Source organism: Dickeya sp. ws52, from assembly GCF_007210685.1.
GTDB classification, from domain to species: domain Bacteria; phylum Pseudomonadota; class Gammaproteobacteria; order Enterobacterales; family Enterobacteriaceae; genus Dickeya; species Dickeya chrysanthemi.
The window spans coordinates 149,724-172,110 of record NZ_SZVX01000003.1 but is presented as its reverse complement, the minus strand read 5'-3'; the positions used below and the strand labels follow the sequence as shown (position 1 = coordinate 172,110).

Annotated in this window: 22 protein-coding genes; 17 read left to right on the top strand and 5 right to left on the bottom strand. The window is 54.5% G+C overall.

Annotated elements, in window-relative coordinates; translation table 11 throughout:
- Nucleotides 1-12 precede the first annotated feature (12 nt).
- The 11 genes from FDP13_RS04255 (at nucleotide 13) to hisP (ending at nucleotide 10,464) form a co-directional block, all read left to right on the top strand.
- Complete coding sequence (locus tag FDP13_RS04255; protein WP_370512547.1) at nucleotides 13-678, top strand: DedA family protein; 666 nt, start codon at nucleotides 13-15, stop codon at nucleotides 676-678.
- A gap of 229 nt (nucleotides 679-907) precedes the next feature.
- Nucleotides 908-1,819 (top strand): acetyl-CoA carboxylase, carboxyltransferase subunit beta, encoded by a 912-nt coding sequence (accD, locus tag FDP13_RS04250; RefSeq protein WP_143838767.1) that lies wholly within the window; start codon nucleotides 908-910, stop codon nucleotides 1,817-1,819.
- Between the two features lie 79 nt (nucleotides 1,820-1,898).
- A complete protein-coding gene (gene folC, locus FDP13_RS04245; protein ID WP_143838765.1) occupies nucleotides 1,899-3,167 on the top strand; it encodes a bifunctional tetrahydrofolate synthase/dihydrofolate synthase in 1,269 nt (422 codons plus the stop codon).
- Nucleotides 3,157-4,014 carry a cell division protein DedD gene (gene dedD, locus FDP13_RS04240; protein ID WP_012769111.1) on the top strand — a complete coding sequence of 286 codons (858 nt, stop codon included), beginning with the start codon at nucleotides 3,157-3,159 and terminating at the stop codon, nucleotides 4,012-4,014. Before folC ends, dedD begins: the two co-directional genes overlap by 11 nt.
- Before the next feature lie 273 nt (nucleotides 4,015-4,287).
- Nucleotides 4,288-4,779, top strand: coding sequence for a colicin V production protein (gene cvpA, locus FDP13_RS04235; RefSeq protein WP_012769112.1), 492 nt, complete (start codon nucleotides 4,288-4,290; stop codon nucleotides 4,777-4,779).
- A 30-nt stretch (nucleotides 4,780-4,809) separates the two neighbouring features.
- Nucleotides 4,810-6,327, top strand: coding sequence for an amidophosphoribosyltransferase (purF, locus tag FDP13_RS04230; RefSeq protein WP_012769113.1), 1,518 nt, complete (start codon nucleotides 4,810-4,812; stop codon nucleotides 6,325-6,327).
- A gap of 142 nt (nucleotides 6,328-6,469) precedes the next feature.
- Nucleotides 6,470-7,039, top strand: coding sequence for a UbiX family flavin prenyltransferase (locus FDP13_RS04225; protein ID WP_012769114.1), 570 nt, complete (start codon nucleotides 6,470-6,472; stop codon nucleotides 7,037-7,039).
- Nucleotides 7,040-7,418: 379 nt separating this feature from the next.
- Complete coding sequence (argT, locus tag FDP13_RS04220) at nucleotides 7,419-8,198, top strand: lysine/arginine/ornithine ABC transporter substrate-binding protein ArgT (protein ID WP_033576348.1); 780 nt, start codon at nucleotides 7,419-7,421, stop codon at nucleotides 8,196-8,198.
- 68 nt (nucleotides 8,199-8,266) lie between these two features.
- Nucleotides 8,267-8,956, top strand: coding sequence for a histidine ABC transporter permease HisQ (locus tag FDP13_RS04215; protein ID WP_012769116.1), 690 nt, complete (start codon nucleotides 8,267-8,269; stop codon nucleotides 8,954-8,956).
- Entirely contained in the window at nucleotides 8,949-9,665 is a 717-nt protein-coding gene (locus tag FDP13_RS04210) for an ABC transporter permease (RefSeq protein WP_027711543.1), read from the top strand. The genes FDP13_RS04215 and FDP13_RS04210 overlap by 8 nt, the downstream gene beginning before the upstream one ends.
- Nucleotides 9,666-9,690: 25 nt before the next feature.
- The gene (gene hisP, locus FDP13_RS04205; RefSeq protein ID WP_143838764.1) at nucleotides 9,691-10,464 is read left to right on the top strand and encodes a histidine ABC transporter ATP-binding protein HisP; all 774 of its coding nucleotides are present in this window, start codon (nucleotides 9,691-9,693) and stop codon (nucleotides 10,462-10,464) included.
- A 64-nt stretch (nucleotides 10,465-10,528) separates the two neighbouring features.
- Here the strand turns inward: hisP and FDP13_RS04200 are convergent, their stop codons facing one another.
- A complete protein-coding gene (locus FDP13_RS04200; protein ID WP_033576346.1) occupies nucleotides 10,529-11,437 on the bottom strand; it encodes a TIGR01777 family oxidoreductase in 909 nt (302 codons plus the stop codon).
- 267 nt (nucleotides 11,438-11,704) lie between these two features.
- Nucleotides 11,705-12,334 (bottom strand): GSH-dependent disulfide bond oxidoreductase, encoded by a 630-nt coding sequence (yfcG, locus tag FDP13_RS04195; protein ID WP_012769120.1) that lies wholly within the window; start codon nucleotides 12,332-12,334, stop codon nucleotides 11,705-11,707.
- Nucleotides 12,335-12,586: 252 nt separating this feature from the next.
- On the opposite strand from yfcG, the gene yfcE reads away from it, so the two are divergent.
- Nucleotides 12,587-13,138 (top strand): phosphodiesterase, encoded by a 552-nt coding sequence (gene yfcE, locus FDP13_RS04190; protein ID WP_143838762.1) that lies wholly within the window; start codon nucleotides 12,587-12,589, stop codon nucleotides 13,136-13,138.
- A gap of 90 nt (nucleotides 13,139-13,228) precedes the next feature.
- Nucleotides 13,229-13,840 (top strand): NUDIX hydrolase YfcD, encoded by a 612-nt coding sequence (yfcD, locus tag FDP13_RS04185; protein WP_012769122.1) that lies wholly within the window; start codon nucleotides 13,229-13,231, stop codon nucleotides 13,838-13,840.
- Nucleotides 13,841-13,940: 100 nt separating this feature from the next.
- Here the strand turns inward: yfcD and pta are convergent, their stop codons facing one another.
- Nucleotides 13,941-16,082, bottom strand: coding sequence for a phosphate acetyltransferase (gene pta / locus FDP13_RS04180; protein WP_012769123.1), 2,142 nt, complete (start codon nucleotides 16,080-16,082; stop codon nucleotides 13,941-13,943).
- A gap of 90 nt (nucleotides 16,083-16,172) precedes the next feature.
- Nucleotides 16,173-17,375, bottom strand: coding sequence for an acetate kinase (gene ackA, locus FDP13_RS04175; protein WP_143838760.1), 1,203 nt, complete (start codon nucleotides 17,373-17,375; stop codon nucleotides 16,173-16,175).
- Between the two features lie 451 nt (nucleotides 17,376-17,826).
- Here ackA and yfbV point away from each other — a divergent pair, with 451 nt between their 5' ends.
- The 4 genes from yfbV (at nucleotide 17,827) to FDP13_RS04155 (ending at nucleotide 21,591) form a co-directional block, all read left to right on the top strand.
- On the top strand, nucleotides 17,827-18,282 hold the full coding sequence (gene yfbV / locus FDP13_RS04170) for a terminus macrodomain insulation protein YfbV (RefSeq protein ID WP_012769125.1): 456 nt from the start codon (nucleotides 17,827-17,829) through the stop codon (nucleotides 18,280-18,282).
- 136 nt (nucleotides 18,283-18,418) lie between these two features.
- Nucleotides 18,419-18,913 carry a YfbU family protein gene (locus FDP13_RS04165; protein WP_027711549.1) on the top strand — a complete coding sequence of 165 codons (495 nt, stop codon included), beginning with the start codon at nucleotides 18,419-18,421 and terminating at the stop codon, nucleotides 18,911-18,913.
- A gap of 41 nt (nucleotides 18,914-18,954) precedes the next feature.
- Nucleotides 18,955-19,611, top strand: a complete 657-nt coding sequence (locus FDP13_RS04160) for a sugar phosphatase (RefSeq protein ID WP_143838758.1) — start codon at nucleotides 18,955-18,957, stop codon at nucleotides 19,609-19,611.
- Nucleotides 19,612-19,755: 144 nt separating this feature from the next.
- Nucleotides 19,756-21,591: an SLC13 family permease gene (locus tag FDP13_RS04155; protein ID WP_143838755.1), complete on the top strand. Its 1,836-nt coding sequence runs from the start codon at nucleotides 19,756-19,758 to the stop codon at nucleotides 21,589-21,591.
- 62 nt (nucleotides 21,592-21,653) lie between these two features.
- On the opposite strand, the gene yfbR is transcribed toward FDP13_RS04155, so the two are convergent.
- Nucleotides 21,654-22,253, bottom strand: a complete 600-nt coding sequence (gene yfbR / locus FDP13_RS04150) for a 5'-deoxynucleotidase (RefSeq protein ID WP_012769129.1) — start codon at nucleotides 22,251-22,253, stop codon at nucleotides 21,654-21,656.
- Nucleotides 22,254-22,387 lie beyond the last annotated feature (134 nt).

Below are 22,387 nucleotides of genomic sequence, written 5' to 3'. Positions count from 1 at the left end.
AAGGACGCGATTATGCTGGATTTTGTACGGTTTGTCATAGATTTCATTCTGCACATCGATGTGCATCTGGCTGAGCTGGTGGCGCAGTATGGCGTATGGATCTACGCAATTCTGTTTCTGATTCTGTTTTGCGAAACAGGGCTGGTCGTGACGCCGTTCCTGCCCGGTGATTCGCTGTTGTTTGTCGCCGGCGCACTGGCCGCATTGCCGACTAACGACCTCAATGTTCACACGATGGTGGCGTTAATGGTGTTGGCGGCGGTGTTGGGCGATGCGGTCAATTACACCATTGGCCGATTGTTCGGCGAGAAATTATTCCGCAATCCCGACTCGCGCATCTTCCGGCGTAGCTATCTGGAAAGGACCCACGCGTTCTATGCACGCCACGGCGGCAAAACAATAATTCTGGCGCGCTTTGTCCCGATTGTGAGAACATTTGCGCCCTTTGTCGCCGGGATGGGACACATGCGTTATCGCGAGTTCGCTCTGTACAACGTGACCGGGGCGGTTTTGTGGGTGCTGTCGTTCACTTATGCCGGTTACCTGTTCGGTGATCTGCCGTTGGTGCAGGAGAACCTGAAGTTATTGATTGTGGCGATAATCTTCATCTCCATCCTGCCGGGTTTAATCGAGTTCTGGCGGCATAAACGCACTATGACGCGGCAAAATATGAAATAAGTGGAAAATTATTTTAACATCCGGTTTGACCAGTTTTTTGTCCACACGCCCGGATCGTTATGGTTTAATGAGCAGCATTTACGGCGGTGTTTGTATAAACAGGCCTGAATACCAATATCGCGTCCCGACGCATCGGGATGAGATATCGCTTCATAGGCGGCGTTGCCAGGGATTGGGTAACGTGTAGCAGCGTACTGGCTGGTGCCAGGTTCAAGCAGAAAGGTTATCAATGAGCTGGATTGAACGAATTCTCAATAAAAGTAATGTCACACCCACCCGTAAGGCGAACATACCTGAAGGGGTTTGGACGAAATGTGACAGTTGCGGTCAGGTGCTTTACCGTGCCGAGCTGGAACGTAATCTGGAAGTGTGCCCGAAATGTGATCACCACATGCGGTTGTCTGCCCGGGCTCGTCTCCACGCGTTTCTGGACAAGGAAGGCATGGTGGAGCTGGGGAGCGAGCTGGAGCCCAAAGACGTCCTGAAATTCAGAGACTCGAAGAAGTACAAAGACCGTATTACCGCCGCGCAGAAGCAGTCTGACGAAAAAGATGCGATGGTGGTGATGAAAGGGACGTTGTACGACATGCCGGTGGTTGCCGCATCGTTCGAGTTTTCTTTCATGGGCGGTTCGATGGCGTCGGTTGTCGGTGCGCGCTTTGTTCGTGCCGTGGAGCAAGCGCTGGAAGACAACTGCCCGCTGGTTTGTTTCTCCGCCAGTGGCGGTGCCCGTATGCAGGAAGCGCTGATGTCGCTGATGCAGATGGCGAAAACCAGTGCGGCGCTGGCGAAAATGCGTGAGCGTGGTTTACCGTATATTTCGGTGTTGACCGACCCGACAATGGGCGGCGTATCCGCCAGTCTGGCGATGCTGGGCGATCTGAATATCGCCGAGCCGAAAGCATTGATCGGTTTTGCCGGCCCGCGCGTTATCGAACAGACGGTGCGTGAAAAACTGCCGCCGGGTTTCCAGCGTAGTGAGTTCCTGCTGGAAAAAGGCGCTATCGACATGATCGTCCGTCGTGCCGATATGCGCTACAAATTGGCCAGCATCCTGTCCCGGCTGACTCACCGCCCGGAACCGCAGGAGCCCGCTGTGGTGCGGATGTCCACCTCGCCGGAATCACAGAGTGATGCCTAATCAATGATGAGCCGGGAGCGGGGCGGCGTTGTTGCCGTGTTCCCGGCAGCAATCAACCGTAAGTCAGTGAACGGGACTCATGGACAATCTTCAGACACCTCAAGCCACGTCGCCTTTGGCCACGTGGCTTCACTATCTTGAAAATCTGCACAGTCAGGCCATTGATCTTGGTCTGGATCGTATCCGGCAGGTAGCGGAACACCTCGACCTGCTGCAACCTGCTCCCCGCGTATTTACCGTGGCCGGCACGAACGGCAAAGGTACCACCTGCTGCGCGCTGGAGTCCATTTTGAGCGCGGCCGGGCTTCGGGTTGGGGTATACAGCTCACCACATTTGCTGCGTTACACCGAACGGGTACGTATTCAAGGGCGTGAATTACCGGAATTCCATCATGCACAAGCCTTTGCTGCGGTTGAAGCGGGCCGTAACGGTATCTCGTTGACTTACTTTGAATTCGGCACGCTGGCGGCATTGTGGCTGTTCAAACAGGCGCAACTGGATGTGGTGATACTGGAGGTGGGTCTAGGCGGGCGTCTGGACGCCACCAATATTGTGGATGCCGATGTCGCGGTGGTGACCAGCATCGCGCTGGATCATACCGATTGGTTGGGTAACGATCGGGAAAGTATCGGCCGGGAAAAGGCGGGGATTTTCCGCGGCAACCGGCCGGCCGTGGTCGGTGAGCCGGATATGCCGGCTTCCATTGCCGCAGTGGCGCAGGAAAAAGGCGCACGCCTGTTTCGCCGTGGTGCATATTGGCAGTTTGCATTGCAGGGCGACGGCTGGCGCTGGCAGTGTGACGATGTTCAGTACGAGGCGTTGCCCGTTCCCACCGTTCCGTTGGCCAATGCCGCAACGGCGCTGGCGGCGTTGTACGCTTCCGATATTGCATTAACCGCCGAGGTTATTCGTCAGGGATTGCGTCAGGCACAACTGCCGGGACGTTTCCAGATTGTGAGCGAAAAACCGTTGTTGATTCTGGATGTCGCGCATAATCCTCATGCGGCGGCTTATCTGGCCGCACGATTGGCTGATTTACCGCGTACCGGTCAGGTGCGGGCGGTGGTCGGCATGTTGGCCGATAAAGACATTCCCGGTACGCTGTCGCATCTTAAACCGCAGGTCGATGTCTGGTATTGCGCGCCGCTGGAAGGCCCGCGCGGCGCCGGCGCGGATCAACTGGCTGAACATTTGACGGACTGCACGCAGTACCCGGATGTGGCGACAGCCTGGCGACAGGCAATGCGGGACGCCGGAGAAAATGATGTGGTGATTGTCTGCGGTTCTTTCCATACTGTCGCGCATGTGATGGAAGCGTTGGACGGGGGCGGAATGCATGGCGAGTAAGTTTCAGAATCGCCTGGTGGGAACCGTTGTGCTGGTCGCGCTGGGTGTCATCGTGCTGCCTGGGCTGCTGGATGGCAAAAAAAAGCATTATGAAGAGGATTTTGCCGCCATCCCGCTGGTTCCCAAGCCTGGTGATACACTGGAGGCGGAGTCGATGCCGCCTGTCAATCAGCCGTTGCCTGCCCAGCCGCCTGAAGGCGCTGAAGCGGCGATGCAAAACAAAAGTGATGTGGGCGCCGGGGCGGAAGAAGAACCGCACCTGACGCCGGCACCCGTGCCCGAGCGCCATGGTGCCTCGGCGTCATCGCCTGCCCGTCAGGTTGCGCCTGCCGCACCGATAGTCACGGAGCCTCGTCAACCGGTACAACAGGTCGCGCCGCCTGCGATGAAGGCCCAGCCGGCGAAGCCGGAAACCAAAAAACCGGAGACGAAAGCGGATACCCGGCCTAAGCCTGACGTGAAAGCGGTGGAAAGCAAAGCGGCTGACGCTAAACCGGTCGAAAAGCCGGCCGATACCCGCGCGGCGGAAACCAAAACGGAACCCCGTACGCCGGAAAACAAGCCGACGGAAACCAAGACGCCGGCTCAGGAGCAGGCTCCGGCAGGTCAGGCTTTTGTCGTGCAATTGGGGGCGCTTAAAAATGCCGATAAAGTCAATGAGATTGTCGCGAAGTTGCGACTGTCCGGCTATCGTGCTTATACCGTGCCGTCGACACCGGTAGTGGGGCAGATTACCCGTATCTATGTCGGGCCGGATGCCTCGAAGCAGAAACTGCAATCCGCGTTGGGAGACTTGCAGCAACTCAGTGGGTTGGGCGGGCAGGTTCGGCCTTACAGTGCGCGCTGAGTCAGCCGATAAGCAATAAACCACATTCAGGGGTAGGGGCGCGCAGCGACCTTGCCCCTTGTATTTTGTGCGGCGAATCAGCGCCGTCTTGCCGTAGCGAGTAGCAAACCACGGATGCTATTCCTATGACGGCGAGAGGTTTTTTTTATTTATTCGCCTATCGAAAAAATCGGCCGGAAATACGCTACGCAAACGTTTTCTTTTTCTGTTAGAATGCGCCGCGAACAGGATGACCGGCGCTATGATTGTCATCGTTCATTATTAGGATGGTTCATGGTTTGGGTTGATTACGTCATTATCGGTATTATCGGATTCTCGGCTCTGGTCAGTCTCATCCGGGGGTTTGTACGTGAAGCGTTGTCGCTGGTGACCTGGGGGGCGGCGTTCTTTATCGCCAGCCACTACTATGTCTATCTCGCGGTCTATTTCACGCGGTTTAATGATGAACTGGTGCGTAACGGTATCGCTATCGCCATTCTGTTTATTGCGACCTTGATTGTGGGTGCTATCGTCAATTATGTGATCGGTTCGTTGGTTGAACGCACCGGATTATCAGGCACTGACCGGGTACTGGGCATTTGCTTTGGTGCTTTACGCGGTGTGTTGATCGTCTCTGCGTTACTGTTTTTTCTCGATACCTTCACCGGTTTTTCACAGAGTGCTGACTGGAAGCAATCTCAGTTAATCCCGCAGTTCAGTTATATCATCAGGTGGTTTTTTGACTACCTGCAAAGCACGTCGAGTTTCTTGCCGCGGCACATCTAGCCGCGGTAGCGCTGATGAGGAAAAGACCACATGTGCGGTATTGTCGGTATCGCCGGTTTTACACCGGTCAACCAGTCGATTTATGACGCGTTAACGGTGTTACAGCACCGTGGGCAGGATGCCGCAGGCATCGTCACCATTAATGAGACCAATTGCTTTCGTCTGCGCAAAGCAAACGGCCTGGTGAAGGATGTGTTTGAAGCCCGGCACATGCAGCGGTTGCAGGGCAACATGGGGATTGGCCATGTCCGCTATCCCACAGCAGGCAGTTCCAGTGCCTCAGAGGCCCAGCCTTTTTACGTCAACTCCCCATTCGGGATCACGCTGGCGCATAACGGTAACCTGACCAACGCTCATGAACTGCGTCAGAAGCTGTTCGAAGAAGGGCGCCGCCACGTCAATACCACCTCCGATTCCGAAATTCTGCTGAACGTGTTTGCCAAAGAACTGGACCGTTTTCAGCACTACCCGCTGGAAGCCGATAACATCTTTGCCGCAGTAGCGGCGGTGCACCAACAGATTCGTGGTGCTTACGCCTGTATCGGCATGATTATCGGTCACGGTATGGTTGCGTTTCGGGATCCGAACGGCATCCGCCCGTTGGTGATCGGTAAGCGTGAACTGAACGATGGCCGCAACGAATATATCGTAGCGTCGGAAAGCGTCGCGCTGGATACCTTGGGTTTTGAATTCCTGCGTGATGTGGCGCCGGGGGAAGCGGTGTTCATCACCGAGAACGGTCAGCTATTTACTCGCCAGTGCGCTGAAAACCCGAAAAGCCACCCATGCCTGTTCGAATACGTTTATTTTGCTCGCCCCGACTCCTTTATCGACAAGATTTCGGTTTATAGCGCACGTGTGCGCATGGGTCAGAAGCTGGGTGAGAAGATTGCCCGCCAGTGGGAAGAGTTGGATATCGACGTGGTGATTCCGATTCCGGAGACGTCTTGTGATATCGCGCTGGAAATTGCCCGTATTATCAACAAGCCTTACCGTCAGGGTTTTGTGAAGAACCGCTACGTCGGCCGTACCTTTATCATGCCGGGCCAGCAGACTCGCATCAAATCCGTGCGTCGTAAGCTGAATGCCAACCGGGCGGAATTCCGCGGCAAGAATGTACTGCTGGTGGATGACTCCATCGTGCGCGGCACCACCTCTCAACAGATTGTGGAGATGGCGCGTGAAGCAGGCGCTCGTCGGGTCTATCTGGCCTCCGCAGCGCCGGAAATTCGTTTCCCGAATGTGTACGGCATTGATATGCCAAGCGTTAATGAACTGATCGCTCACGGTCGCGAAGTGGAAGAAATCCGTCAGATTATTGGCGCCGATGCGCTGATTTTCCAGGATCTGGACGATTTGATCGAAGCCGTGCGTGAAGATAACCCGGAAATTGTTCAGTTTGAATGCTCGGTGTTCAACGGTGTTTATGTCACCAAAGATGTGAACCAGGACTATCTGGACTATCTGGAAGCGCTGCGCAATGACGACGCTAAAGCGATGCGTAGCCAGAATGAAGTCGAAGACCTGGAACTGCATAACGAAGGGTAAGCATCGCCTCGCGATTGGTTGTGATACAGGGAGCTACGGCTCCCTTTTTTGTCGCTGTTATTCTTGCCAATCTTGGGGGGATGCGGCAAAGTCAGCGCACGAGTGGTTACCGTCTCGGCGACGTTGGGCCTGTGAGGTGAAAATGAAGCGACTGATTGTCGGTATTTCCGGCGCCAGCGGCGTGATATATGGGGTGCGGTTGTTGCAGGTGCTACAACCGGTGAGCGGGGTTGAAACGCATCTGGTGATGAGCCCGGCGGCCCGGCAAACGTTGAGCCTGGAGACGGATCTGACGGTGCGTGATGTACAGTCGTTGGCTGATGTCGTGCATGATTCACGCGATATCGCCGCCAGCATTTCATCCGGGTCGTTCAAAACGGCAGGTATGGTGATCCTGCCGTGTTCTATCAAAACCCTGTCTGGCATTACCCACAGTTATACTGACAGCCTGTTGACCCGTGCGGCAGACGTGGTGCTGAAAGAGCGCCGCCCGCTGGTGCTGTGTGTGCGGGAAACGCCGCTTCATATTGGTCATCTGCGGTTAATGAATGCGGCCGCAGAAATGGGCGCGGTGATCATGCCGCCGGTGCCTGCGTTTTATCACCGCCCACAAACTGTGCAAGACATCATCGATCAGACGGTTAACCGCGTACTCGATCAGTTTGATATTGCATTACCGCAGGATCTGTTTACCCGCTGGCAGGGGGCGTAAGCCTTCCGTGGGGGCTCGTGCCACGCCGTCACCGCGCTGGTTCGCTGAGAGAAACCGTTTTTTTGCACCATGACAATGCATTGTGTTTTTGTGGTGCATTGTCATGCACTAAATTCGTGCATTTAGTGCGTGCCAGCTTCGCCTCACCGCTTATTTCATCGCATGTTTCAGCATAATTCATTGATTATATTGATGCACTTATCATGATCACGCTGCCTGACTTTATGCAGAATAGCATATTTTTTATGGCATAAAATTTGCTATATTTTTGCAAACAGCACGCAAATTAATTCACACAGCAAACGTATTCATCACCATTATTTCGCGGTCAAATTCACGAATCACTTAGACATACACAATCATAAAATAGGGTAACGCAATGAAAAAAATGTTGAAGCTTTTGCCCCTCGCACTGGTATTGGCTGCAGGCAGCGCATTCGCCGAGGTTCCTAAAAATATCAAGATTGGTACTGACCCGACCTACGCACCGTTTGAATCCAAGGATGCCAGTGGTCAACTGGTGGGGTTTGATATCGACCTGGCAAAAGAGCTGTGCAAACGGATTCAGGCAAATTGCACCTTTGTCGAGAGTGATTTCGACGCGCTGATCCCGTCTCTGAAAGCGAAAAAGATCGATGCCATCATTTCTTCCCTGTCGATCACTGAAAAGCGTCAGCAGGAGATTGCGTTTACCGACAAACTTTACGCCGCCAATGCACGTTTGATTGCGAAAAAAGGCTCGCCGATTCAGCCGACGCTGGAGGCGTTGAAAGGGAAACGCGTCGGCGTGTTGCAGGCTTCCACGCAAGAAGCTTACGCCAACCAGTACTGGCAACCGAAGGGCGTGGATGTGGTGGCCTACCAGAATCAGGACCTGATCTATGCCGATCTGGCCTCCGGCCGTATCGATACCGCGTTTCAGGATGAAGTGGCGGGCAGCGAAGGTTTCCTGAAACAGGCCGCGGGTAAAGACTATGTGTTTGCCGGCCCGGCGGTGAAAGACGACAAACTGTTCGGCGTCGGCACCGGTATGGGATTGCGCAAGAACGAAACCGAGTTGAAAGCCGCTCTGGATAAAGCGTTTGCCGCCATGCGTCAGGATGGCACTTACGACAAGCTGGCGAAGAAGTACTTTGACTTCAACGTATACGGTGATTAAGCCTTCCTGATTAACCCCTGCCTGCCCGGTGCGGGCAGGGGCATGTCTTTTCTGAGCGGATTGATGTAATGCTTTATGGCTATTCCGAATTAATCATGGATGGCGCACGCATGACGCTGCAACTGGCGGTGTGTTCGCTGCTGCTGTCACTGCTGATTGGCCTGGTGGGTGCGGCGGCCAAGCTGTCGTCCAGCCGAGTGCTATCCGGTTGTTTTTCTGGCTATACCACCCTGATTCGCGGCGTACCGGACCTGGTGCTGATGCTGCTGATTTTCTATGGTTTGCAGATGGCGCTTAACAGCGTTACCGAAACGCTGGGTATGGATCAAATCGATATCGATCCGCTGGCGGCCGGGATTATTACGCTGGGATTCATCTACGGCGCGTACTTCACTGAAACATTCCGCGGCGCTTATCTGGCGGTGCCTCGAGGTCAGATTGAAGCGGCGGTGGCGTTTGGTTTTTCGCCGATGAAAGTGTTTCGCCGCATCATGTTCCCGTCGATGATGCGCTTTGCCTTGCCGGGGATTGGCAACAACTGGCAGGTGATCCTCAAGTCGACCGCGCTGGTGTCGCTGCTGGGGCTGAGCGATGTGATCAAAGTAACGCAATTGGCCGGAAAGGGAACGCATCATCCGTTCTTTTTCGCGATTGTCGCCGGTGTGCTGTATCTGATTTTTACCACCTTGTCCAACGGGGTGCTGTGGTGGCTGGAAAAACGCTACTCACAGGGAGTCCGGAAAGTAAATTATGAGTGAGATTCTGCAACAATACTGGCAAGCCTTGCTGTGGAGTGACGGCTACCGTCTTACCGGGCTGGCGATGACGCTGTGGCTGCTGATTATATCGGTGACCCTCGGCGGGTTGATGGCGATTCCGCTGGCGATAGCCCGCGTCTCGCCTCGTCGCCGCTACCGGTTGCCGGTCTGGGCTTTTACCTATGTGTTCCGCGGCACGCCGCTCTACGTACAATTGCTGGTGTTTTACTCTGGCGTATACAGCCTGGAAATCGTGCGCGGCACCGACTTGTTGAACGCGTTTTTTCGCAGCGGCCTGAATTGCGCCGTTCTGGCGCTGGCGCTAAATACTTGCGCCTATACCACGGAAATTTTCGCCGGTGCCATTCGTTCTGTGCCGCACGGTGAAATCGAAGCGGCGCGGGCCTACGGTTTTTCACGTTTCAAACAATATCGCTGCATCATTTTGCCGGGGGCATTGCGCATCGCGTTACCGGCCTACAGCAACGAAGTCATCCTGATGCTGCATTCCACCTCGCTGGCATTTACCGTCACGGTGCCGGACTTGCTGAAAGTGGCGCGTGATATCAACGCCGCTACCTATAAACCGTTTTATGCCTTTGGCATCGCCGGCGTGATGTACCTGGCGATATCATTTGTATTGATCTCGTTGTTCAGGAAGGCGGAACGCCGCTGGTTACGGCATCTTCACACCCGTTCATCCCATTAATAAATAGTGCAGGAACAGACAAATCATGCAGAATAACAAGCTGATGGTGACGGAATTACGTAAGCGTTATGGTCAGCATGAGGTGCTGAAAGGCATTTCATTACAGGCTAAAGCCGGGGACGTTATTTCGATTATCGGGTCATCGGGATCGGGTAAAAGCACCTTATTACGGTGTATTAATTTTCTGGAAAAACCTTGTGAAGGGTCTATCCATGTGAATGGACAGGAAATTCACATGGTGCGGGACAAAGACGATCAACTGAAGGTATTCGATAAAAAACAGCTACAGCTGCTGCGTACCCGGCTGACTATGGTATTCCAGCATTTCAATTTGTGGAGCTTCATGACGGCGCTGGAGAACGTGATGGAAGCGCCGGTGCAGGTGCTGGGGTTGAGCAAGGCGGAAGCCCGCAAGCGTGCGGAGTTCTACCTGAATAAGGTGGGTATTACCGGTGCGTCACAGGAGAAATACCCGGCCGATTTGTCCGGCGGCCAACAGCAGCGCGTGTCTATCGCCCGTGCGCTGGCGATGGAGCCGGAGGTGTTGCTGTTTGACGAGCCGACGTCGGCGTTAGACCCTGAGCTTGTGGGCGAAGTATTGCGCATCATGCAGCAACTGGCGGAAGAGGGCAAAACCATGGTGGTGGTGACCCACGAAATGGAGTTTGCCCGGCATGTATCCAGCCATGTGATCTTTTTGCATCAAGGGCTGGTGGAAGAGGAAGGGTCGCCGGAGGCGGTATTCGGCAACCCGCAAAGCCCTCGTTTGCAGCAATTCCTGTCTGGTGCGCTGAAGTAACGTTGACGTCACTGTAGACGTCTCGTTGCTCACATCACGCACTCCTCGCGCTGGTTGAAATCACTCAGTTGGCGCGAGGGTGTAACAAGTCGTTCAAGGCTTCTTCCAGTTCGAAAAAGCGGAAACCGAACCCGGCTTTCTCCAATTGCTGGGGAATGGCCCGCTGCCCGCCCAGTAACAGTGTCGCGGCTTCCCCCATCAGTATCCTGAGCGCCCAGCCAGGCGTACGCATAAAGCCGGGACGATCCAACACGTTCGCCAACATGGCGGAGAATTTCTCGTTACGCACCGGGTAGGGCGACACCATGTTGAAGGGGCCTCTCAGCATGGGGGTGTCCAACAGATATAAAATAGCGTTGGTCATATCATCAATATGAATCCACGGCAGGTATTGCCTGCCGGAGCCGATGGGTCCACCCATCCCCAGCCGGAAAATCGGCAGCATTTTGGCCAGCGCACCGCCTTCGGCCGACAGAACCACCCCGGTACGCATCAGGCAAACACGGGTATGATCGCTTTCCGCCTCCAGCGCCAGCGCCTCCCAACGGGCGCAAAGTTCATGGGTAAAATCATCGTGAGGCGGTTCATCTTCGGTTACCAGCGCTTGCCCCTGATCGCCGTAGTAGCCAACCGCCGAACCGGACAAAAATACCGAAGGAGGCGTTTGGCTGCGGCGAATCAACTGCGCGAGCTGGCGGGTGATATCCCAACGGCTTTGGCACAGCCGTGCTTTTTGCACTTTGGTCCAGCGCTTGTCGGCAATCGGTTCGCCAGCCAGATTGATAACGCCGTCGAAACCATCCAGCGAGGTGTGTTCTTCCAGTCCGTGCCAATAATTGACCTGGTCTCCCCACAGCCGTCGTGCGCGCTCCACAGAGCGAGTCACCACCGTGACCTGGTGCGACAGGGACAACAAGCGCGCAATCAGATGACGCCCAATAAGGCCGGTTCCCCCGGTGATCAGTAGCTTCATAAGCTGGCCTCGCTTTGTATATCAGGTTATTTCCTTTAGCCGGGCAATGGTGCCGTATGCGCCGAAGTCGCGTTTCTCCATTGGTTTTAGCATAGATGATCCATCCGTACCTGCCGGTGATGTTAACCACATCTCAGGGAATTTTTATCAGCGGAACAAGCACTTTTCATGACAGAACAGCATGTCTGGTGGTAACAAAGCGTTTGATGATTGCCGAATAGGACGGAGAAGCCACGCCCGGCAAATCGGGCATGGCGGCAAGCCTGATCAGGCTTTAGCGGCGAGCTGGTAGGCGCGCTGCGTGGCCGGGCGCTCGCGAATTCGTTCAAACCAACTTTTCACCGCCGGGAAGGCGTCAAGGTCGATACGCTGGCGTTCGTGAGACACCACCCAAGGATAGGTAGCGATATCGGCAATACTGTACTCATTGCCGGCCAGCCAGGCGTGCTCGGACAATTGCTTGTTCAACACACCGTATAGCCGTTCCGTTTCTTTCTGATAGCGGTCGATAGCATAGGGTACCGGCTGCGGAGCATAGTGATTGAAATGGTGGTTTTGTCCCAGCATCGGCCCGAAACCGGCTACCTGCCAGCACAGCCATTGCAGAGTGGCGGCACGCTCCCGCACATCGGAGCTCAATAGCTTGCCGCTTTTCTCGGCCAGATAGAGCAAAATAGCACCGGATTCGAACAGGCTGATCGGTGCGCCCTGGTCGGCAGGTTGCTGATCGACGATGGCAGGAATCTTGTTATTGGGGGAAATGGCCAGAAACGCCGGTTTAAACTGATCGCCGGCGCTGATATCCACCTGGTGTAATTGATAGGGTAACTGTGCTTCTTCCAGGAACAGGGTGATTTTGTGACCGTTAGGGGTAGGGGCGTAATACACATCAATCATGAATCATCTCTCCATTGGGGAAAGCCGTCAGCCGTAGGCGAGGGCTCTGAAAAACAGTTGGCAGGCGAAAGCCTAGCACTTTCCCGGATATAACATAAATAACCGTTATGGCTATTCTTTATCTTTCATACAGATAATCGCGGCATGGGGGCTCCGGCCGGAAACACGATAGACCGATAATTTTAACCTGTAGTGACATCGGTTTTTGGTACTATAGCGGGACTGAATATGTTCACGCATCGGGATAGAACCATGAAACTGATGTTTGCGTCTGACCTGCATGGCTCACTGTCGGCCACCGAAACCTTACTGGCCCGTTTTGAACAGAGCGGCGCCGACTGGCTGATCCTGCTGGGCGATTTTCTTAATCATGGCCCTCGTAATCCGTTGCCGGATCGCTACCAACCGGCAGATGTCGCGAGTTTACTGAACCGCTACGCTTCACAAATTGTGGCGGTTCGGGGAAATTGCGACAGCGAGGTTGACCAGATGCTGTTGCAGTTTCCGATCACCGCACCCTGGCAACAGGTGCTGTTGCCTGACAACCGCTTATTTTTGACCCACGGACATCTCTATCACCCGGAAAAACGCCCGCCGCTACATGCCGGCGATGTACTGGTGTTTGGCCACACGCACCTTCCGGTGGCCGAGCGGCGTGATGACATTTTCTGCTTTAATCCCGGCTCCGTCAGTCTGCCTAAAGGCGGCTATCCCGCCAGTTACGGTTTGCTGGAATCAGGGGTGTTGCGGGTTGTGTCATTAGGGAGTGGCGAGACTATTGCGCAGGTTGCGATTAGCCACTAATTTAGACGCTACTCTCGTATTACATCGATAATTCCAATATTTCTAAAAACTGAAGCGCATGACCGCGCCACGACGAAAGGGTTTCAGAGGATGGTGGAACAAACACAGACGGCAGGCACGGAGTGGGTCGACATCGTTGATGAAAACAACGAGGTTATTGCCCAGTCGAGTCGCCAACAGATGCGTGCTCAGCACCTGAGGCACCGTGCTACTTACATTGTTGTACATGATGGCATGGGCAAGATTCTGGTTCAGCGCCGTACCGAAACCAAAGATTTTTACCCTGGCTGGCTGGATGCGACCGCCGGCGGCGTAGTGCAAAGCGGTGAAAATCTGCTGGAATCGGCGCGCCGTGAAGCGGAAGAAGAACTGGGCATTGCGGGCGTGCCGTTTGCCGAGCATGGCTTGTTTTATTATGAAAGCGATGACTGCCGGGTCTGGGGCGCGTTGTTCAGTTGTGTCATGCATGGCCCGTTTGCCTTGCAGGCAGAAGAAATTGACGAGGTCAGTTGGCTGACGCCGGAAGAGATTACCGCGCGCTGCGATGAGTTCACCCCGGATTCGCTCAAAGCGTTGTCGCTGTGGCTGAGCCGTAACAGCGGCAGCAACGATTACGTTAAACCGCAGCGTGTATTATCACGTGCTCAAAACGATGATGCGGCGGGAACAGAAGGCCGCGATGCCGTAGAAGAAGAGCATTGAGTGTTGCTCCCCTGATGGTTTCCATAAAAACGCCAGCATTTGCTGGCGTTTTTGCTTCTGTCTACCGGCGTATCGAAAGATGCGCCGGTAAGGCCGTCGATCAGGCAATCTGGGTGGCCTGAATGGCGGTCAGCGCGACGGTGTAGACGATGTCGTCTACCAGCGCGCCGCGGGACAGGTCGTTAACCGGCTTACGCATACCTTGCAGCATCGGCCCGATGGAGATCAGGTCGGCAGAACGCTGTACCGCTTTATAGGTGGTGTTACCGGTGTTGAGGTCCGGGAATACGAACACGGTGGCTTTACCTGCAACCGGCGAGTTCGGTGCTTTGGACTGCGCAACGTCGGCCATAATGGCGGCGTCGTACTGCAACGGACCATCGATCACCAGATCCGGACGTTTTTCCTGCGCCAGACGGGTTGCTTCGCGGACTTTATCCACATCGCTGCCCGCACCGGAGTTACCGGTGGAGTAGGAGATCATCGCCACGCGCGGTTCGATGCCGAAAGCGGCGGCCGAGTCGGCAGACTGAATAGCGATTTCCGCCAGTTGTTCGGCAGTCGGATCTGGGTTGATGGCGCAGTCGCCATACACCAGTACCTGTTCAGGCAGCAGCATGAAGAACACGGAGGAGACCAGTGAACTGCCCGGTGCGGTTTTGATCAACTGCAACGGCGGACGGATGGTGTTAGCCGTAGTGTGAACGGCGCCGGAGACCAGACCGTCAACTTCGCCTTGTTCCAGCATCAGAGTGCCCAGTACGACGTTGTCTTCCAGTTGTTCGCGAGCAACCACTTCGGTCATGCCTTTGCTCTTACGCAGTTCGACCAGACGCGGAACATAGCGCTCACGGGCTTCAACCGGATCGATAATCTCAATGCCTTTGCCCAGTTCGACACCCTGTGCAGCGGCTACGCGTTGGATCTCATCCGGATTACCCAGCAGCACGCACTGTGCAATGCCACGCTCGGCGCAGATAGCCGCGGCTTTAACGGTACGCGGTTCGTCACCTTCCGGCAGCACGATACGTTTGCCGGCCTGGCGCGCCAGTTCGGTTAACTGATAACGGAATGCCGGCGGAGACAGACGACGTGAACGCTCGGACGTGGCGGTCAGGGAATCGATCCACTGGGCATCGATGTGGCGAGCCACGTATTCCTGCACTTTTTCTACGCGCTCGTGATCGTCCGGCGGCAGTTCCAGGTTGAAGCTTTGCAGGTTCAGCGAAGTCTGCCAGGTGTTGGTGTTAACCATGAATACCGGCAGGCCGGTCTGGAAGGCGCGTTCGCACAGTTTGCTGATGGCCGGGTCGATTGCGTAGCCGCCGGTCAGCAGCAGGGCGCCGATTTCAACGCCGTTCATGGCGGCCAGACAAGCGGCAACCAATACGTCCGGACGGTCGGCGGAGGTCACCAACAGTGAGCCTGGGCGGAAATGTTCCAGCATATGCGGAATACTGCGCGCACAGAAAGTCACTGATTTCACACGGCGAGTCTGAATGTCGCCGGCGTTGATCACGCGCGCATTCAGGTGGTTCGCCATGTCGATGGCGCGGGTTGCGATCAGATCAAAGCTCCAGGGTACGCAGCCCAGAACCGGCAGCGGGCTGTTGGCGAACAGCAGCTTCGGATCGATATTGGCAACGCTGGCTTTGGTGGAATCATCGAAGATTTCAGACAGGTCGGGGCGGGTACGGCCCTGTTCATCAACCGGTGCATTCAGCTTGTTGATGATAACGCCGGTGATGTTTTTGTTCTTGCTGCCGCCGAAGCTGGAACGTGCAATGTCGATACGCTCTTTCAACTGTGCCGGAGAATCGTTGCCCAGCGCCAGTACGAAAACGATCTCTGCATTCAGCGTTTTGGCGATTTCATAGTTCAGCGCGTTGGCGAACTGGTGTTTACGCGTCGGTACCAGACCTTCGACCAATACGACTTCCGCGTCTTTGGTGCTCTCGTGGTAGCGAGCGATGATTTCTTCCAGCAGTACGTCCTGCTGATTGCTGCTCAGCATTGACTCCACGTAGCTCATTGCCAGCGGTTCAGCGGCTGGGATAGCGGAGGTAGCGCGGACGATAGTGGTAGTCTGATCCTGCGCGCTTTCACCAGAGCGTGCTTGAGCGATAGGTTTGAATACGCTCAGGCGCACGCCTTTTTGTTCCATGGAACGAATGACACCCAGGCTGACGCTGGTCAGGCCCACACTGGTGCCGGTAGGAATCAACATGATTGTACGGGACACGGCTTAACCTCTGTTTGCGGTTGCTCGTTGTTCAAAAACGATGCTGCTAAAACAACTCCGTCAGCCTAAGCTGACGGAGTGGGGAGACTATCAGGCGGTCAGGCGCAGTGCGTCCTGAGCGATGACCAATTCTTCGTTGGTCGGAATGACCAATGCCGGACGGGTACCGTCTTTGGCGATGTTGCCGCCTTTGCCGAAGCGGGCAGCCAGGTTACGCTCGTGGTCAACCTCGAAGCCCAGCAGGCCCAGCTGTTTCAGCGTCAGTTCACGCACCATCGCCGCGTTTTCACCGATACCGCCGGTGAAGATCACCGCATCCAGACGACCTTCCATCAGCGCGGAATAAGAACCGATGTATTTTGCCAGACGGTGGCAATACACGTTCATGGCGCGTTTGGCGTCTTCTTTCGTTTCGTAGTTATCTTCTACGTAACGGCAGTCGCTGGTCACTTCAGTCAGACCCAACAGGCCGGATTCTTTAGTCAGCAGCTTGTTGATGCTGTCTACGCTCATGCCCAGAGAGTCGTGCAGGTGGAAAACCACAGCCGGATCGATATCACCGCTGCGAGTTCCCATCACCAGACCTTCCAGCGGGGTCAGACCCATGGAGGTGTCAACGCATTTGCCGTTACGAATGGCAGTAACGGAACCGCCGTTGCCCAGATGACAGGTGATGACGTTCAGCTCTTCTACCGGCTTGTTCAGAACTTTTGCCGCTTCGCGGGAAACAAAGTAGTGGCTGGTACCGTGAGCGCCATAACGGCGGATGTGGTGTTCTTTGTATAACTTGTACGGCAGTGCGTACAGGTAGGCTTCTTCCGGCATAGTCTGATGGAACGCGGTGTCGAATACAGCGACGTTCTTGGTTTTCAGGTTCGGGAACTCTTTCAGCGCTTCTTCGATGCCGATCAGGTGAGCCGGGTTATGCAGCGGTGCGAACGGGATCGCGTCTTTAATACCCTGCAGCACGTCGTCGTTGATAATGGCGGATTGGGTGAACTTTTCACCGCCGTGAACGATACGATGACCAATCGCCACCAACTGAGCGGACAACTCCGGTTTCTGGCTGAGGATGGTGTTAACGATGAAACTCAGTGCTTCACTGTGGGCGGCGCCGGCACCCAACTCAGCTTCCTGTTTGCCGCCGTCAATTTTCCATTTGATGCGTGCTTCGGGCAGATTGAAGCACTCGGCCAGACCAGACAGGTATTCGTCTCCGCTCACGGCATCAATGATGGCGAACTTCAGGGAAGAGCTACCACAGTTAAGAACCAGTACTAACTTACTCGACATGGAAGTACCTACTTGTTATACATGGTTAAAAAAATGTCATACAACAGCTAGCGTAGCGCAGAAGGCGGTTGACATTTATGATTAACATCATGGCCGGGTGAATTTTCCAGACATGACAACGAAAAATACCGATGTGACGAACGATCGGCAGCGTATAAACGCTCCTGCGAGGTGACATCGGCGCAGCAAAAAACGGCGACAGCAGATTCGTACTGCTGCGCGCTGAATCAACACTGACCGGATTCGCCAGCCGACACTGTAAACGCTGCCTGAAACAGCATATGCCTCACAGCGAGTACAAAACGGCGTCAAACGGCTTTTATCGCGGCCAAAAGGCTAATTTAGGATACCGACAGCAATCATTAAACACAAAATATATTTTAAGCTTGTCAATTGCAGTTGGTAGTTTGTACAAAATTTTTATTTTTTATATGTGAAGTTGAGGTTGAGCATGTCGACGACCCCCTCCGACAAGACCGGATGGCTGCAACTGTTCCGTTTTGGTCAGCACTATATGAAGACCTGGCCCGCGGATAAGCGGCTGGCACCCGTGTTTCCTGAAAACCGCGTGGTGCGCGCCACCCGCTTTGCCGTTCGTATCATGCCGCCTGTAGCCGTCTTTACCCTGACGTGGCAAATCGCACTGGGCGGACAGTTAGGGCCCAGTGTGGCGACGGCGCTGTTTGCCCTTGGTTTACCGATGCAGGGGCTCTGGTGGCTGGGGCGTCGTTCCGTTACGCCTTTGCCGCCTTCATTACTGCATTGGTTTCATGAAATTCGCAATAAGCTGCTGGAATCAGGAATAGCGCTGACGCCGGTGGAAGGGAAACCGACCTACCAGATGTTGGCGGATGTGCTGAATCGAGCTTTCAGGCAACTCGACAAGACCTTCCTGGACTCTCTTTGATGTAAACCCGGTTTTTAGCCAAAGAGGCTGAGTTTTTTTCCATTGGATGCTGTTTTAAATCAAGAAACGAACGCCGGCCACTGTGCGATTCTGCTGTCAATATCCCTTTCGTCGGAATCAGATTCAGGAGTGCACCATGGAAATGACCAATGCTCAAAGACTTATCCTATCTAATCAATACAAAATGATGTCGATGCTGGATCCCGATAATGCTGAGCGTTATCGCCGTCTGCAAACCATCATTGAACGAGGTTACGGGCTGCAAATGCGCGAGCTGGATCGCGATTTCGGCGATTTAAGTGAAGATGTGTGTCGTACCCTCATCAATGTGATGGAAATGCACCATGCGTTGCAGGTTTCCTGGGCGAATCTGAAAGATAAGCCGGATATGGACGAACGCCGCCTGGCGTTTCTGGGTTTCGATGCGGCGACTGAAGCGCGCTATCTTGGCTATGTGCGCTTTATGGTGCATGTGGAAGGGCGTTATCCTCACTTTGACTCCGGCACGCACGGCTTTAACTCACAGACCAAAATGTGGGATAAATACGTCCGTATGCTGGCGATTTGGCAATCTTGTCCGCGCCAGTATCATCTGAGTGCGGTGGAGATTGCACAAATCATCAATGCCTGAGACGTTCAAGGGCGGATTACGTAAAAAACAAGGGGCTTTCTGTGGAGTGTAAAGGTTTTCTGTTTGATCTTGACGGTACGCTGGTGGATTCGTTGCCGGCGGTGGAGCGGGCCTGGAGCAATTGGGCAAAAGATCATGATATCGCACCGCAGACAGTCCTGGACTTTATTCATGGCAAACAGGCGATAACGTCGCTGCGCCATTTTCTGGCCGGCGCCAGTGAAGAGACGATTCAGCGCGAGTTTGTCGAGCTTGAGCAGGTGGAGGCGACGGATACGACGGGTATTGAAGCAATGCCGGGCGCGCAAGCGCTGCTGGCCAGGCTTGATGAGCTGGATATCCCGTGGGCGATAGTGACGTCGGGAACGGTGCCGATTGCACATGCACGTCATCGTGCGGCGGGGTTGCCCGCGCCGCGCGAGTTTATTACGGCGGAGCAGGTTGCGCGCGGTAAACCGAATCCGGATGCCTATCTGTTGGGAGCGCAACGGCTGGGCCTTTCCCCTGAGGAATGCGTCGTGGTGGAGGATGCGCCTGCCGGCGTGCTGTCAGGTCTGGCGGCCGGATGCAAAGTGATTGCGGTGAACGCTCCCGCTGATACGCCGCATCTGAATGAGGTGGCCGCCGTATTACATTCCCTTGAGCAATTGCACGTTTCACGTACAGCCGATGGCCGGGTAACTCTCACCCTGAATTGATGTTTAAATCCCTCTAAACATGATCAAAACCCTGCTTTGTCAGGGTTTTTTTATGGCATTCTGGTTTTGAGCGGTTATCCGGCTGCATTGCTTTTTACCGGTTCACCGCCTGATGAATAAGAACCGTTAATGTCAGGAGGGGGAATGCTGAGCAGTTCGCTGGTCTGGGTCGTCATTTTGCTATCGATTGCCATTGTGCTGTTTGCCACCGGTAAACTTCGTATGGATGTGATTGCACTGTTGGTGATCGTAGCGTTTGTATTGAGTGGTACGCTAACTCTGCAGGAGGCGCTAATCGGATTCAGCGATCCAAACGTATTCCTGATCGCGGCGTTGTTTGTGGTCGGCGAAGGGTTGGTGAGAACCGGGGTTGCCTATCAGGTCGGCGACTGGCTGATGCGTGTGGCCGGCCAGAGCGAAACCCGTATGCTGATTCTACTGATGTTGACGGTGGCGCTACTGGGCGCCTTCATGAGTTCTACCGGTATCGTCGCTATTTTTATTCCCGTGGTACTGAATGTGGCGGCGCGGATGAAAACCACTCCCGCCCGATTGATGATGCCGCTGGCGTTCGCCGGGTTGATTAGCGGCATGATGACGCTGGTCGCGACTCCGCCCAATATGGTGGTCAGTAGTGAACTGATGCGTATCGGAATGGACGGATTCAGCTTTTTCAGCGTCACGCCGATCGGCATGGTGGTGTTACTGACCGGTATTGTTTATATGCTGGTGGCGCGTTTCTGGCTGACCGTAACTGACGGCGATGGTGTGAAAGAGGGCTGGAAACGTAAAACGTTCCGTGATCTGATTCGGGAATATCGCCTGACCGGGCGGGCGCGTCGGCTGGCGATACGAACCGGATCGCCGTTAATCGGCCAACGTCTGGACGATTTGCAATTACGCCAGCGCTATGGCGCGAATGTGGTGGGGATTGAGCGTTGGCAAAAATTCCGACGCATTATGGTGAGCGTGAGCGGTAATAGCGAATTGCGGCTGAATGATGTGCTGCTGATAGATATGTCGGCATCGGATGTGGATCTGCGTGAGTTTTGCGCCACCCAGCGGCTGGAGCCGATGGTATTGCGCGGTGAATATTTCTCTGAACAGGCGCGTGATGTAGGCATGGCGGAGGTGTCGCTAATCCCTGATTCCGGACTGCTGGGCAAAACGTTGCAGGAAGCGTCGTTTCGCAGTCGCTACGGGTTGACTGTGGTCGGCATTCGCCGCGACGGTGAAGCGTTGGAAGGCACATTGGCTGATGAAGCGTTAAAGTTGGGCGATATCCTGCTGGTTATCGGTGACTGGAAGAATATCCGCCTGCTGCATCAGCACAAACGCCACTTTATTGTGCTCAATCTGCCGGCGGAAGTCGATGAAGTCGCACCTGCCAGTAATCAGGCCCCACATGCGTTATTTTGTCTGGCGCTGATGGTGGCGATGATGCTCACCGATGAGATTCCGAATGCTATTGCGGCCTTGATTGCATGTCTGTTGATGGGGCAATTTCGCTGTATTGATATGGACAGCGCTTACCGTGCGGTGCACTGGCCGAGCCTGATTCTTATTGTCGGGATGATGCCGTTTGCGCTGGCGCTACAACAAACCGGCGGCGTAGCACTGGTGGTCAAAGGGTTAATGGAGATTGGCGGTGATGCGGGGCCGCATGTCATGCTGGTGTGCCTGTTTTTGCTGTGCGCACTGACGGGGTTATTTATATCCAATACGGCGACGGCAGTATTGATGGCGCCGATTGCCGTCGCCGCCGCGGAACAGATGCAAGTTTCACCGTATCCTTTTGCGATGATCATCGCGATTGCCGCCTCGGCGGCGTTTATGACGCCCGTTTCCTCACCGGTCAATACATTGGTACTGGCACCCGGTGGGTATCGCTTTAGTGATTTTGTTCGGGTTGGTGTACCGTTTACGCTGCTGGTGATGGTTGTGAGTGTGGTGATGGTGCCATGGTTATATCCATTCTGAACGCAAAAGACCGAACAGCCTGAGGTGTGATTCAGGTTGTTCGGTTTTGCCTTCGGCGGCGGTCAAAGAGGCGATTCCTGACTGATCTCATCCAGCGACAGACTAAAACTCGGAATAAACACCGTCATAAAATAATCCATTTCCGGGCTCTGGCGTTGTTGCAGCGTCTTTTCCAGCCGGGCTTTAGCCAGCAGAAACTCGTTATTGCCCGCCGATAATTCTTCCAGGCATTTCAGGTAAGCACAAAGCGCATCCGCTTGTTTAACAATGGCATGTTCCTCTTCACTGATGTGGGATTCATCCAGCAACGGGCTGAAGTCTTGCTGTAGTTCAGCAGGTAGCATGGCAATCAAGTTGTGGCGGGCGATTTTTTCAATTTTCTTATATTCGTGGGCGATTTGCGCATTGTAATACTTGATAGGAGTCGGCATATCGCCGGTGAGTACTTCGCTGGCATCATGGTACATCGCCAGTAAAGCGATGCGGCCGACATTGATATTGCCATTGAATTTGCGATTTTTGATTACCGCAAGCGCATGTGCGACGAATGCTACCTGCAAGCTATGTTCGGAGACATTCTCTGTTCGGACATTGCGCATCAGCGGCCAGCGGCTAATCAGTTTCAGACGGGATAAATGGGCGAAGAAGTGACTTTGAACCATAAACATCTCTCAGCGTACGGCAATGAAGGTTCATTGTGGCGGCTCCGGCATCAAGAAGCAAATCAGGCCGGGTACAGTACAAGACAACAGCAATACAGCGGTTGAGAAGAGGCGCCCGGTGCCGATTGACACCG

Coding starts and splice junctions, on each gene's coding strand:
- FDP13_RS04255 (WP_370512547.1), top strand. CDS start 13: ATGCTGGATTTTGTACGGTTTGTCATAGATTTCATTCTGCACATCGAT.
- accD (WP_143838767.1), top strand. CDS start 908: ATGAGCTGGATTGAACGAATTCTCAATAAAAGTAATGTCACACCCACC.
- folC (WP_143838765.1), top strand. CDS start 1,899: ATGGACAATCTTCAGACACCTCAAGCCACGTCGCCTTTGGCCACGTGG.
- dedD (WP_012769111.1), top strand. CDS start 3,157: ATGGCGAGTAAGTTTCAGAATCGCCTGGTGGGAACCGTTGTGCTGGTC.
- cvpA (WP_012769112.1), top strand. CDS start 4,288: ATGGTTTGGGTTGATTACGTCATTATCGGTATTATCGGATTCTCGGCT.
- purF (WP_012769113.1), top strand. CDS start 4,810: ATGTGCGGTATTGTCGGTATCGCCGGTTTTACACCGGTCAACCAGTCG.
- FDP13_RS04225 (WP_012769114.1), top strand. CDS start 6,470: ATGAAGCGACTGATTGTCGGTATTTCCGGCGCCAGCGGCGTGATATAT.
- argT (WP_033576348.1), top strand. CDS start 7,419: ATGAAAAAAATGTTGAAGCTTTTGCCCCTCGCACTGGTATTGGCTGCA.
- FDP13_RS04215 (WP_012769116.1), top strand. CDS start 8,267: ATGCTTTATGGCTATTCCGAATTAATCATGGATGGCGCACGCATGACG.
- FDP13_RS04210 (WP_027711543.1), top strand. CDS start 8,949: ATGAGTGAGATTCTGCAACAATACTGGCAAGCCTTGCTGTGGAGTGAC.
- hisP (WP_143838764.1), top strand. CDS start 9,691: ATGCAGAATAACAAGCTGATGGTGACGGAATTACGTAAGCGTTATGGT.
- FDP13_RS04200 (WP_033576346.1), bottom strand. CDS start 11,437: ATGAAGCTACTGATCACCGGGGGAACCGGCCTTATTGGGCGTCATCTG.
- yfcG (WP_012769120.1), bottom strand. CDS start 12,334: ATGATTGATGTGTATTACGCCCCTACCCCTAACGGTCACAAAATCACC.
- yfcE (WP_143838762.1), top strand. CDS start 12,587: ATGAAACTGATGTTTGCGTCTGACCTGCATGGCTCACTGTCGGCCACC.
- yfcD (WP_012769122.1), top strand. CDS start 13,229: ATGGTGGAACAAACACAGACGGCAGGCACGGAGTGGGTCGACATCGTT.
- ackA (WP_143838760.1), bottom strand. CDS start 17,375: ATGTCGAGTAAGTTAGTACTGGTTCTTAACTGTGGTAGCTCTTCCCTG.
- yfbV (WP_012769125.1), top strand. CDS start 17,827: ATGTCGACGACCCCCTCCGACAAGACCGGATGGCTGCAACTGTTCCGT.
- FDP13_RS04165 (WP_027711549.1), top strand. CDS start 18,419: ATGGAAATGACCAATGCTCAAAGACTTATCCTATCTAATCAATACAAA.
- FDP13_RS04155 (WP_143838755.1), top strand. CDS start 19,756: ATGCTGAGCAGTTCGCTGGTCTGGGTCGTCATTTTGCTATCGATTGCC.
- yfbR (WP_012769129.1), bottom strand. CDS start 22,253: ATGGTTCAAAGTCACTTCTTCGCCCATTTATCCCGTCTGAAACTGATT.